The following is a 13,030-nucleotide window of genomic DNA, read 5'->3' as shown; positions in this document are numbered from 1 at the left end:
ATGCAGGCGGCAGCGGCGCGACCGCGGTCGGCGAAGGCGCGAGCGCGGGTGGCGACGAAAGCACGGCGGTCGGCGGCACCACGTTCTTCGGACTGATCAACACGCGCGCGAGCGGCACCGGCGGTTCGGCCTTCGGCAACGGCGCCTGGGCCACCGGCGAGTACAGCACGGCCATCGGCCACAACAGTTACGCCGATGGCGACGACAGCGTGGCCCTGGGCGTGAACTCGGTGGCCGGCGCCAGCAACAGCGTCGCGATCGGTGCGAATTCGTGGAACGATCGCGACAACACGGTCTCGGTGGGCGACATCGGCGCAGAACGCCAGATCACCAACGTCGCCGCGGGCACGGAAGGCACCGACGCGGTGAACCTCGACCAGTTGAACGCGCTGGCCGATGCGTCGGAGAACGCCACCCGCTACTTCAAGGCGAACGGCGAAGGCGATGGTAGCGACGATGCGGTCGCCACCGGCGACTACGCCACCGCGTCCGGTTCCGCCGCACTCGCGGACGGCGTCGGCGCGACGGCGACCGGCTCCGGTGCGTTCGCACTGGCCGATGGCGCCACCGCGACCGGCTTCAATGCCACCGCCACCGGCGCGAACAGCGTGGCCAACGGCGCCGGTGCGCAGGCCGGCGGTGCAGGAGCCGTCGCCATCGGCGGACAGCGCCAGGTGTTCGACGACAACGGCGATCCGCTGCTCGACGAGGACGGCAACCCGGTCTATGCGAGTACCGAAGCCACGGCGGACGATGCCACGGCCGTGGGTGCGGGCGCCATGGCCGGCGAAGTCGGCGCCACCGCCAACGGTGCGGGTGCGACTGCATCAGGCGCCTACGCGTCCGCGCTCGGCACCGAAGCCAGCGCATCGGGCGTGCAGGCCACGGCGGTCGGCTTCCGCAGCGAGGCCTCCGAGGATGCGACCGCCGCGATGGGCAGCTACAGCAGCGCTTCGGCGTTCGGCGCCTCGGCGTTCGGCTACGGTGCCGAAGCGTCGCAGGAAAGCGCAACCGCCCTGGGCTTCGGCGCCGTCGCGAGCAACTACGACGCGACCGCACTGGGCTCGAATGCGCTCGCCAGCGGCGACAACAGCGTGGCGGTCGGCGGCGCCTTCTTCGGCTTCATTCCAACCGAAGCCTCGGGCGACTACTCCGTCGCGGTCGGCGGCGGCGCGTACACCCCCGGCTTCAACGCGGTCGCGCTGGGCAACCTGGCCACCGCCGAAGCCGACAACAGCGTGGCGATCGGCGGCGATTCGGTCGCCGATCGTGAGGACACGGTGTCCGTCGGCAGCGCCGGCAGCGAGCGGCAGATCACCAATGTGGCGGCCGGCACCCAGTCGACCGATGCGGTGAACCTGTCGCAGCTGAGTTCCGTGGCCAGCTCGTTGGGCGGCGGTGCCGGCTTCTCCGGCGGCGTCTTCATCGCGCCCAGCTACACGATCCAGGGCACGTCGTACAACAACATCGGGGCAGCGTTCACGGCGGTCGATGCCAAGCTCAACCAGCTGTTCGGCATGTACGACGAATTGAGCACGGGCACCACGGCCTCCACCGGCAGCACGCCCCCCGCGCAGGCCAGCCAGGCGCGCGGGACCGGCGCCAGCGAGACGACCTCCACCGGCACCGCGTCGACGGGCGGCACGGGCAACGGGCCGGCGCGCGGCACCGCGACCACCGCTGACGAAGGCGGTAGCGGCGCCGTCGCCAGCAGTCAGCCGGCGGTGACGGCATCGGCCGATGCTGCCGATGCGCCCGCTGCCGCCGCCGCGTACGCCGATGCCGGCGATGTCGCCACGCTCGAGAGTGCGCGCAGTTATGCCGACGCGGCGTCTGCCGATACGCTGGCCAGCGCGAAGGCTTACGCGGACTTCCAGGTCAAGGCGCTGGAGGACGACTTCAACGCCTTCCGCGGCGACGTCAATCGCCGGTTCTCCGAACAGGACCGCCGTCTGGACCGGATGGGCGCGATGAGCTCGGCCATGCTCAACATGGCGATCAACGCGGCCGGCAGCCGCAGTCCGCGCGGTCGCATCGCGGTCGGTGCCGGTTGGCAGAACGGCGAGAACGCCTTGTCGCTCGGCTACTCGAAGCCGATCGGCGAACGCGCGTCGTTCAGCATCGGCGGTGCGTTCAGTGGCGATGAAAAGTCGGCTGGCGTGGGCTTCGGTATCGACCTGTAAACCGCGACGGGGTCCGGCGCTTGCCGCCGGACCCCGCGTCTTGCATTCAACGCACGGCCACGACCGGGCTGAGTGCGGACACGCCGTTCTCGTCGAAAGCCTCCACGGCCACGTGATAGTCGACGCCCTTGCTCAGCGCGCGCAACTCGAGCTGCGTGGGTTGGTCGGCGAATACCTGGTACGTGGAGTTCAGCCGGTCTGGCGCGATGCCCCAGCGCACGTTGTAGCCCACTGCCCCCTTCACCGGTCGCCAGCGCACGAAGGCATTGCGCGGATCGGCATCCCGTCGCGCCGTCACCTGCTGTGGCATCGCAGGCATGGGCCCGTCGGCGTTGCCGAATACGCGCAGGTCGCTGATGGCCAGGTGCGCAGCACCCACATGCCCGTGCACATAGCGCACGTGGCGCGTCCGCACCGGCGTGGGCAGCTCGATGTAAGCGTTGGGACGATCACGACGCGGCACCGGCGTGGTCGCCAGCGGCTGCCAATGCCGGCCGTCCAGCGAATGCTCCAGCGCGAACTCGGTGTAGATGTCGTCGGCGTCGGCGAAACGCCCGGAGTCGTAGTCCCCGAAGTTCACCTGCACCGCACGCACCGTCTTCACGGCGCCGAGGTCCACGTCCAGCGCCTGGCCGGCCTCGTTCTTTCGTGCCACCCACAGCGTGCGCGGATTCTCGTCGGTGACGTTGCCGGCGGCGAAGCCTTCCCGCGTGCTGGAAGCCGTCGCGCGCTTGCGATAGGACAGCAGCATCCAGCCGGTGAACAAGGCTTCCGGCGCGGCATTCGGTCCGTCCGGCACGTAGTGCGGAAAATCGCCGAAGCGCGTGCTGACCGACATCTGCCCGTCGGCGCTAAAGGCGGCGGGGAACATCGCGATGCGGCGTTCGAAGGTCCAGTTGAGGCCCAGCCAGGGCGTGCCGGTGTTCCACCAGTTGCCGTGCGCGTCCTGGAACGTGGAACCGTGGCCCGCGCCCTGCACGAAGCCGCCGGGCTTGTAGCCCACCGGGTTGTACGGCGCGTACTCGAACGGCCCCAGCGGACTGTCGCCCACGTACGTGCCGGTGGCGTAGGCGTTGTGCTCGGTGCCGGGTGCGCCGTACTGCAGGTAGTAGCGTCCGCCCACCTTGGTCATCCACGCGCCTTCCATGTAGTTGCCCACGGGTTCGCCGTCGGGGAAGAACGCGCCGCGATGATCCTGGCCGAAGCGCTCCCAGCCGTGCTTCCCGGGATCGAGCGCAAGCAGTGCGCGCGGCGTGCCGAGGTAGCGCATGCCCTTCGACATGTCGAGCTCGATGCCGTACAGCGGAAACGTGTCCGACGAGCCCCAGTAGAGATACCAGCGACCGTCGTCGTCCTTGAAGAACGCGGGGTCCCACGGCCCGGGCGGAATCCTGTCGGGTTGCGGATCGCCGTTATGCCAGCCCGGCAGACCGACATCGCGCCCCGGCGCCACTGCGTTCGGCAGCTCCGGCAACATGCGAGTGAGGAAATCGAAACGGCCGCTGGCCGGATCGCGCGACACCAGCACCGCGCCCGGCGAGAACAGCGAACGCATGAGGATCAGGCGGTCGCCGTCGGAGATCACCGCTGGCGCCACCATGCTGTCGAACGGCCAGCGGCTCGGCGAGATGAAGTCCCAGTCCGTCAGGTTCGTGGAACGCCAGTAACCATCGGCCAGCGTCTGGAACAGGTAGTACGCATCGCCATGGCGGACCACGACCGGATCGGCGCCGGTGCGGTACGAAATGCCGCGGCTCTCCTGTTCGAAGTTGTAGCGGTAGTCGATGTCGATGGGGTTGGCATAGGTCCGCCGTTCCGCAGCGGACGCCGGGCCGGTCGCCGCCAGCAGCATGCACGCCAGCCATGCCCCGCCGGCCAGTCGGAACATTTCCATCGCGCCCCCATGTAACCGTTTACATGGGGCCAGTGTTCCCGAGGCGGGATGCACTGGAAAGCCGCAGTGCAGCGAACGTCCCCCAGAACGCAAAAAGCCCGGCATGCGCCGGGCTTTCAGGAGGTAGCGCCTGGATCGCGGGCCGGCTCAGTCGCAGTCCATGCGCCCTTTCGGCAACACCCGCGGGTTGCCCATCGCGAACAGCGCGACCGGTCGCTCCCACATCTCGAACGAGGACACGCCCGGCGTAACGCCGCAGGTACTGGCGTATTCGAACCGCTCGCCATCGGTGGAGACATAGAGGTCGAACTTGATCGCCTCCGGCAACGTGCTGGAGACCATCAGCGTAGTCTGCGCCGCATCGCCGCTGCGGGTGCCGCGCAGATTGCCGGTGCCCTCGCCCGCCGGTGCCCACGACGCGACCTTGCCATCCGCGACCTCGACCTGCAGCGCCAGCACCGGCGCGCCGCTGCCGATCGCGAAACCCTGTGGCAGTTCGGTGCGCGCGAGTGTGCGCGGGGCCTTGTCCTTCGCCGCGACAGGCAGGGTTGCCAGCAGCGTTCCCAGTACACAGACACGCAGCAACGCATTCGTCATGGCTCAACCCTCCTCGGTGACGCGCAGCACTTCCTCGATGGTCGTCTCGCCCGCCAGCGCCTTCGCGATGCCGTCCTCATACATCGTGCGCATGCCGGCATCGCGCGCGAGTTGTTCGATCTCGCCCATACCGGCATGGCGCATCACCGCGCGACGGATCTCGTCGTTCATGACGAGGAACTCCATGATCGTCGTGCGACCCAGGTAACCCGTCGGCGCCGTGGCCGAAGCGCGCGGACGGAACAGGAAGATCTCGCCGTCCGGCTGGAAGCGACGCAGGCCGAACTTCTCGATCTCCTCCGGCGAAGCCGGATAGCGCTCGGCGTGCGACAGCTCCAGCCGGCGTACCAGGCGCTGGGCCAGGATGCCGTTGACGGTGGAAGTGAGCAGGTAGTCCTCCACGCCCATGTCGAGCAGGCGGGTGATGCCGCCCGATGCGTTGTTGGTGTGCAGGGTGGACAACACCAGGTGGCCCGTCAGCGCGGACTGGATCGCGATGCGCGCGGTTTCCAGGTCGCGCATTTCGCCGATCATGATGATGTCCGGGTCCTGGCGGACGATGCTGCGCAGCGCGCTGGCGAAATCCAGGCCGATCTGCGGCTTGGCCTGGATCTGGTTGATGCCCTCGATCTGGTACTCGACCGGATCCTCGACGGTGATGATCTTCACGTCGCTGGTGTTGAGCTTGCTCAGTGCCGTGTACAGCGTGGTCGTCTTGCCCGAGCCGGTGGGGCCGGTGACCAGCAGGATGCCGTGCGGCTGCTCGAGCACTTTCTGGAACTGCGGCAGGAACGCATCGGTGAAACCCAGCCGCTTGAAATCGAAGACCACCGTCTCGCGGTCCAGCAGGCGCATCACCACGCTCTCGCCGTGCGCGGTGGGCATGGTGGACACGCGCAGGTCGAGTTCCTTGCCCTGCACGCGCAGCATGATGCGCCCGTCCTGCGGCAGGCGGCGCTCGGCGATATTGAGCTTGGCCATGATCTTCACGCGGCTGATCACCGCCGCAGTGAGGTTGGCCGGCGGGCTTTCGCCTTCTTCCAGCACGCCGTCGATGCGATAGCGCACCTTCAGACGATTCTCGAAGGGCTCGATGTGGATGTCCGATGCGCGCAGTTCGACGGCGCGCTGGATCACCAGGTTGACCAGGCGGATGACCGGCGCCTCGGAGGCGAGGTCGCGCAGGTGCTCCACGTCGTCCAGGTCGGCGGTGGCGTCGCCGTCGGCGTTCTCGACAATGGCGCCCATCGCGCTGCGGCCCTGGCCGTAGTAGCGCTCGACCAGGTCGTCGATCTCCGAGCGCAGCGCCACGCGCGGGCGCACGGCGCGGCCGGTGGCCAGGCGCACGGCATCGAGCGCATAGGCATCCTGCGGATCGGCCATCAGCACGTCCACGTGGTGTTCGCCCTCGCCTACCGGACAGACGTGGAACTGCTTGAGGAAGCGCTGCGACAGCACCACCGATTCCGGCGGCGCATCCGGCGCGTCCTTGGCGCTGACCAGCGGCAGGTCGAGCACCTCGGCCGCCGTCTCGGCATGGTCGCGCTCCGACACCAGGCCCAGGCGCGACAGCAACGCGAGCAGACTGCCGCCGGTCTCTTCCTGCAGGCGGCGCGCGCGCGCCAGGTCGGCCTCCTTCAGCCGTCCGCGCGCGAGCAGCGCGGCGACGATGCGCTCGTCGGCGGAAAGCGAGGGGTCTGACACGGCTGCGTTCACGGGGGCCTCCTGGACGCCCCGGACTTTATCAGGTGGCGCGTCCGGCCGGCGCGGCCCGCGTGCCCGCGGGCCGCTAGTTCAGCCGACCCACACCCGCGCATTGCGGAACATGCGCAGCCACGGCGAATCCTCCGGCCAGCCGGCCGGATGCCAGCTGTGGTTGGCGCTGCGCGGTGTGCGTTCCGGGTGCGGCATCAGGATGGTCGCGCGGCCGTCGTCGCTGGTCAGGCCGGTGATGCCCTCGGGCGAGCCGTTGGGGTTCTGCGGATACAGCGTGGCCACCTGGCCGTCGCCGTCCACGTAACGCAGCGCCACGCGCACGGTGGCCTGGTCGACGGCTCCGCTGAATTCGGCGCGGCCTTCGCCATGCGCCACCGCCACCGGGATGCGCGAACCGGCCATGCCGCGGAAGAACACGGACGGCGATTCCTGCACTTCCAGCAGGGCGACGCGCGCCTCGAACTGCTCGCTCTGGTTGCGCAGGAACTTGGGCCAGTGCTGCGCGCCGGGGATGATGTCCTTCAGTTGGCTCATCATCTGGCAGCCGTTGCAGACGCCCAGCGAGAACGTATCGTCGCGGGCGAAGAACGCCGCGAAGGCATCGCGCAGGTCGTTGCGCTCCAGGATCGAGGTCGCCCAGCCACGGCCCGCGCCGAGCACGTCGCCATAGCTGAAGCCACCGCAGGCCGCGATGCCGCTGAAGTCCGCCAGCGCGACGCGACCGGCGATCAGATCGCTCATGTGCACGTCGAAGGCGTCGAAGCCGGCGCGGGTGAAGGCCGACGCCATCTCGATCTGGCCATTGACGCCCTGCTCGCGCAGGATCGCGACCTTCGGACGCTTGCCGGTGGCGATGAACGGCGCCGCGACATCCTCGGCGGCATCGAACGAGAGCTTCGGCTTCAGGCCGGTGCGGCCGAACTGGCGCGCGATCTCGCGCTCCTGGTCGGCGGCGTCGGGGTTGTCGCGCAGCTTCTGCATGGCGTGCGTCACCGACCACCAGGCATCGAACAGGTCTTCCCAGCGCCAATCGGCCAGCACCTCGCCATCCTGCTGCACGCGGATGGAAGCCGCCGTGGTCGGCCGCGCGATGCGTTGCGCGCATTCGGTCAGCGCGTGGCGCTCGACCAGGTCAGCGAAGGCGGCACGATCTTCCGCCGCCACCTGCACGACCGCGCCGAGCTCTTCGGCGAACAGGGTGCGGAACGGATCGTCGCCCCAACCATCCAGATTGATGTCCAGGCCGACATGCGAAGTGAAAGCCATCTCGCAAAGCGCGGCAAAAGCGCCGCCATCGCTGCGGTCGTGGTACGCCAGCAGGACGCCGGCTTCACGCGCATCGGCGATCAGATGGAAGAAGTCGCGCAGGCGCTCGGGGTCGTCCAGGTCGGGCACGCCCTCGCCGGCGAACGCCGGCCAAGCGGCATCGCCGCCGGATTGCGGGTAGACCTGCGCCAACACGGATCCGCCGAGGCGCTTCTTGCCGGCACCCAGGCCGATCAGCCACAGATCGCTGTCCTCTTCGCGCGCCAGAAGCGGCGTGAGCTGTTGGCGCACATCGGTGACCGGTGCGAACGCACTGATGACCAGCGACACCGGCGATACCGACTTGTGCGCCTGGCCCTGGTCGTGCCACTGCGCCTGCATCGACAGCGAGTCCTTGCCGACCGGGATGCTGATGTCCAGCTCCGGACACAGTTCCATGCCGACGGCCTTCACCGCGTCGAACAGCAGCGCGTCTTCGCCGGGATGGCCGCAGGCGGCCATCCAGTTGGCGGACAGCTTCACGCGATGCAGCGATTCGACGGGTGCGGCGCACAGGTTGGTGATCGCTTCGCCCACCGCCATGCGGGCAGCGGCGGCGGCATCGAGCAGCGCCAACGGCGTGCGCTCGCCGATCGCCATCGCTTCGCCCACGAAGCCTTCGTAGTCGCTCAGCGTGATCGCGCAATCGGCAACCGGCATCTGCCACGGGCCGACCAGCTGGTCGCGCGCGGTGAGTCCGCCGACGCTGCGGTCGCCGATGGTGATCAGGAACTGCTTGGCCGCCACGGTCGGATGCGCGAGCACGCGCAGGCCGGCTTCAAGCAGGTCCAGCGTATCGGTCTGCAGCGCGGGCCACTTCGGCGGCGCTGGGTGCGCGGCGTCGCGGTGCATCTTCGGCGGTTTGCCGAACAGCACGTCCATCGGCAGATCGATGGGCGCATCGGCAGGGATGTGGCCGGGCGTAGCGCCGTAGGCGACGACCAGGTGTTCTTCCTTCGTCGCGACCCCAACGGCCGCGAACGGACAACGCTCGCGTTCGCACAGCGCAGCGAATTCCGCCAGGCGCGCCTGCGGCACGCCGAGCACGTAACGCTCCTGCGATTCGTTGCACCACAGCTGCATCGGCGACAGCGACGGATCATCGCTGGGCACCTTGCCCAGGTCGATCACGCCACCCACGCCGGAGTCGTGCAGAAGCTCCGGAATCGCGTTGGAGAGGCCGCCCGCACCCACGTCGTGGAACCACAGGATCGGGTTGTCCTCGCCCATCGCCACGCAGCGGTCGATGACTTCCTGGCAGCGGCGTTCCATCTCGGGGTTGTCGCGCTGCACGCTGGCGAAATCCAGCTCCTCGGCGCTCTCTCCCGAGGCCACCGAACTGGCGGCGCCGCCACCCAGGCCGATCAGCATGGCCGGGCCACCCAGCACGATGACGGCATCGCCCGCCGACAACGTCTTCTTCTCCACCTGGATACGGTCGATCGCCCCCAGGCCGCCGGCCAGCATGATCGGCTTGTCGTAGGCACGCGTCAGGGCCTCGCCTTCCGGCAATTCGAAGCTGCGGAAATAGCCGAGCAGGTTCGGGCGGCCGAATTCGTTGTTGAACGCGGCGCCGCCCAGCGGACCGTCGAGCATGATGTCCAGCGCAGGCGCCATGCGTGGATTCAGCGCGCGCGACGCCTCCCACGGCTGCGGCAACGTCGGGATGCGCAGGTGCGACACGGAGAAACCGGTCAGGCCGGCCTTGGGCTTGCCGCCGCGGCCGGTGGCGCCTTCGTCGCGGATCTCGCCGCCGGCACCGGTGCTGGCGCCGGGGAACGGGGCGATCGCGGTCGGGTGGTTATGGGTCTCCACCTTGATGCAGAACGCCGAATCGACGCTGGCCTCGAGGCGGTACTGCCCCCTGCCGTCCGGGCGGAAACGCGCCGCCGGGTAGCCTTCCAGCACCGCCGCATTGTCGCTGTAGGCGCTCAGCGTGTGCTCGGGCGTCTGCGCGTGGGTGTGCTTGATCATCCGGAACAGCGAGCGGTCCTGCTCCTTGCCGTCGATCGTCCAGCTGGCGTTGAAGATCTTGTGCCGGCAATGCTCGGAATTGGCCTGCGCGAACATCATCAGTTCGACGTCGGACGGATCGCGGCCCAACTCGGCGTAGCGCACGCGCAGGTAGTCGATCTCGTCGTCGGCCAGCGCCAGGCCCAGGCGGGCGTTGGCGGCCTCCAGTTGCGCCAGCGGGATGCGTTCCAGCACGCCGCGCGTCGGTGCGGTGAACAGCGCCTGCGCCTGCTCGCGGCTGGCGAGCAGGGACTGGGTCATCGGGTCGTGCAGCGCCTTGGCCAGGGCCGGCGAGGCATCGTCCCAGCCCTCCAGATCGATGCGCAGGCCGCGCTCGACGCGCTTGACCGGCTGGCCGGCGCCGCGCAGCAGCTCCGTCGCCTTGCTGGCCCAGGGCGACAGCGTGCCCAGGCGAGGGGTCACGAAACGGGAGACGGTGCCCGCTGCCTGCGGTGCATCTGCGTCGTTCGCCTGCAGCACGCGGCGCAGCGTGGCCAGGTCTGGCGTCGCCCCCGGATCGGCTTCGACGAAATACACGTGCCAGGCGCCGCGGACGCGGACTTCGGGAACGAGGGACTGGAGCTTGGATTCGAGCCGCGCGCGGCGGAAATGCGACAAGGCCGGTTGGCCTTCGAGGACGATCATGTCCGGGAACCGTGGGGGCGTGCCGTCAGGACGGGGCCCGCTATTGTAGCGAAGCCGGCGCCAGGCCGGCTTCCGGGGTTCACGGGGCGGCGCCACCGGCGGCCGGCGGGGCCTTCCGGGCCGCCAGTTCGTCCAGCCTGGCCCGCAGGGTGGCCGGGGGCAGGTAGCCGCCCAGCTGCACGCCTTCGGCCGAATAGATCGCCGGGGTGCCGTTCACGCCGATGCGCTGGCCCACGTCGAACTCCATCGTCACCGGGTTCTTGCAATCGCGTGCGGCGACCGGCTTGCCGGCCTTGGCATCGGTCAGTGCGCGCTTGCGGTCGGGCGAGCACCACACCGAGATCATGTCCTTGTGGTCCTGGCTGCCCAGGCCCATGCGCGGGTAAGCGAGGTATTCGACCGCGATGCCCTGGCGGTTGAGTTCGCCGATTTCGCCATGCAGCTTGCGGCAATAGCCGCACTCGATGTCGGTGAAGACGGTGACGGTGTACTTGGCGTTCGGCGGCGCGAACACGATGCGCTCGGACTTCGGGATCGTCGCGATCAGCTTGCGGCGGTGGTCGGCCAGCGCGGCGCTGTTCTGCATCAGGTCTTCCTGCTGGTCCATGTCCAGCACGGCACCCTGCATCAGGTAGCGGCCATCGTCGCTGACGTACAGCAGTTGGCCGCCGGCGATGACTTCACGGAACCCCGGCAGCGGCGCGGCGCCGACGTATTCCACCTTGGCGCGCGGGTTCAGTTTGGCGATCGCGGCGCGGGCGCGGTCCTCCGCCGAGCCGCTGGCGGCAGCCGACGCCGTCGCGGGCTTGGCCGCGGCCGGTTTGGCGTCGGCGGGCGCTTGCGGCGCCTGTGCACAGGCGGTCAGGCTGAGGGCACCCAACAGGGCGGCGGTGATCAGGCGGGTCATCATGGGCATCCGGAACAACAGCCACAGCTTGGCGAAGACCGGGATTCTGGCACAGCGGGCGCGGCGGGCAGCTTAACCGTCCGCAAGTGTGATGCCGCTCAAGCCCGCGGATGGTGCCGCCCGTGCAACTGCTTGAGGTGCTCGCGCGCCACCAGCGTGTAGATCTGCGTGGTCGACAGGGAGCTGTGCCCCAGCAGCAGCTGCAGGGCGCGCAGGTCGGCGCCATGGTTCAACAGGTGCGTGGCGAAGCTGTGGCGCAGGCCGTGCGGGCTGATCCGCACCGGATCGATGCCCGCCGTGCCTGCGTACCGCTTCACGAGCGACCAGAAACGCTGCCGCGTGGGCGGTTCGCCATCCGGCTCCAGGAACAGCGCCGGCACGCTGCGCTTGCCCGCCAGGACCGGGCGCGACCGGGCGAGATAGGTTTCCAGCCAGTGCTGGGATTCCTCGCCCAGCGGCACCAGGCGCTCCTTGCTGCCCTTGCCGGTGACCCGCAACACGCCCTGGCGCAGGTTCACGGCGTTGGCCGGCAGGTTCACCAGCTCGCTGACGCGTAGGCCGGCGGCGTACATCAGCTCCAGCATGGCGCGGTCGCGCAGGCCCAGCGGGGCGTCGGTGTCGGGCGCGGCCAGCAGGGCGTCGATCTCGGTCTCCGACAATGCCTTGGGCAGCGAACGCGGCAAGCGCGGCGGATCGAGCAACGCGGTCGGGTCGTCGCGACGCTCGCCCAGGCGCAGTCGATGGGCGAAGAACGCACGCAGCGCCGACAGCAGGCGCGCGTTGCTGCGTGGCGAATAGCCTTCGCGCGTGCGCCACGCCAGGTAATCGAACAGGCCCACGCGATCGGCGGCGGACAATCCGCCCTCGCGGCCATTGCGCCAGCGCGCGAAGCCCTCCAGGTCGCGCCGGTAGCTGTCCAGCGTGGGTCGCGCCAGGCCGCTTTCGGCCCAGATCGCGTCCAGGAAGGCGGCGATCGCCGCCTCGTCGTCCGCGGGAACGGGCGGCAGCGCATGCGCCTGCTGGCGGCGTTCTGCAGGGGTACGGGAAGACATGCGGCAAGCTTAGGCCATGCCCATGCGTCCTGTGGGAACGACGCCAGTCGCGAGGGGACTGTCGGACCACGCCTTTCACGGGAGTAGAGGCATGTTGTGACCCCTCGACGCAGCGTCGCGTGCGTGGTTCGACAGGCCCACCACGAACGGGATCAGCTATCCGGAACTTCCCGACCCACCCTGGCCATCGCGACTCGCGTCGCTCCCACATGAGGCCGCCCGGCCTTAGCCGGTATTCTGTCGCGATGACGGATCCCTCCCCCACTCCCGCCCCCCCCCGCACGCTGATCCTCTGGCGCCTGCTGTCGCTGCTGTACGACGTGTGGCCCGTGCTGGCCATGTGGTTCGTCGTCGCCATTCCGTTCGTGCTGGTGGACGTCGCCGCCAGCGGCAACGTGCGCCACAACGTGGAGCCCTTCAGCCTGCTGGCCTGGCTGCAATGGGGTTGTTGTTGGCTGGTCACCGGCCTGTACGCCGTGCTCAGCTGGCGACGTGGCGGACAGACGCTGGGCATGCGTCCGTGGCGATTGAAGGTGGTGGCCGCCGATGGCGCGGCCCCCACGGCGGGCGCGCTGTGGCGCCGTTATGCGCTGGCGAGCCTGTCCACGCTCGCGGGTGGATTGGGGTTCTGGTGGGCGTGGATCGACCGCGACCGCCTGACCTTCCACGACCGCTTCAGCGGCACCCGCATGATCCGGTTGCCGAAGCGTCGCTGACC

7 protein-coding genes are annotated in these 13,030 nt (G+C 69.3%); 1 reads left to right on the top strand and 6 read right to left on the bottom strand.

The window, feature by feature from the left end; all coding sequences use genetic code 11:
• Nucleotides 1–2,229: 2,229 nt before the first annotated feature.
• The 6 genes from ASD72_RS08895 to xerD form a co-directional block, all read right to left on the bottom strand.
• Nucleotides 2,230–4,077: a family 43 glycosylhydrolase gene (locus ASD72_RS08895; RefSeq protein WP_200948854.1), complete on the bottom strand. Its 1,848-nt coding sequence runs from the start codon at nucleotides 4,075–4,077 to the stop codon at nucleotides 2,230–2,232.
• 147 nt (nucleotides 4,078–4,224) lie between these two features.
• On the bottom strand, nucleotides 4,225–4,674 hold the full coding sequence (locus ASD72_RS08890) for a hypothetical protein (RefSeq protein WP_056879549.1): 450 nt from the start codon (nucleotides 4,672–4,674) through the stop codon (nucleotides 4,225–4,227).
• Between the two features lie 3 nt (nucleotides 4,675–4,677).
• Entirely contained in the window at nucleotides 4,678–6,390 is a 1,713-nt protein-coding gene (gene gspE, locus ASD72_RS08885; RefSeq protein ID WP_056879548.1) for a type II secretion system ATPase GspE, read from the bottom strand.
• 78 nt (nucleotides 6,391–6,468) lie between these two features.
• Entirely contained in the window at nucleotides 6,469–10,353 is a 3,885-nt protein-coding gene (purL, locus tag ASD72_RS08880) for a phosphoribosylformylglycinamidine synthase (protein ID WP_056879547.1), read from the bottom strand.
• A 79-nt stretch (nucleotides 10,354–10,432) separates the two neighbouring features.
• Entirely contained in the window at nucleotides 10,433–11,260 is an 828-nt protein-coding gene (locus ASD72_RS08875) for a DsbC family protein (protein ID WP_056879840.1), read from the bottom strand.
• Between the two features lie 98 nt (nucleotides 11,261–11,358).
• A complete protein-coding gene (gene xerD, locus ASD72_RS08870; protein ID WP_056879546.1) occupies nucleotides 11,359–12,312 on the bottom strand; it encodes a site-specific tyrosine recombinase XerD in 954 nt (317 codons plus the stop codon).
• A gap of 245 nt (nucleotides 12,313–12,557) precedes the next feature.
• On the opposite strand from xerD, the gene ASD72_RS08865 reads away from it, so the two are divergent.
• Complete coding sequence (locus ASD72_RS08865; protein ID WP_056879545.1) at nucleotides 12,558–13,028, top strand: RDD family protein; 471 nt, start codon at nucleotides 12,558–12,560, stop codon at nucleotides 13,026–13,028.
• Nucleotides 13,029–13,030 lie beyond the last annotated feature (2 nt).

Source organism: Pseudoxanthomonas sp. Root630 (genome assembly GCF_001427585.1).
Taxonomy (GTDB): domain Bacteria; phylum Pseudomonadota; class Gammaproteobacteria; order Xanthomonadales; family Xanthomonadaceae; genus Pseudoxanthomonas_A.
The sequence above is the reverse complement of the archived record's forward strand: the minus strand, read 5'-3'. Positions and strand labels throughout refer to the sequence as shown.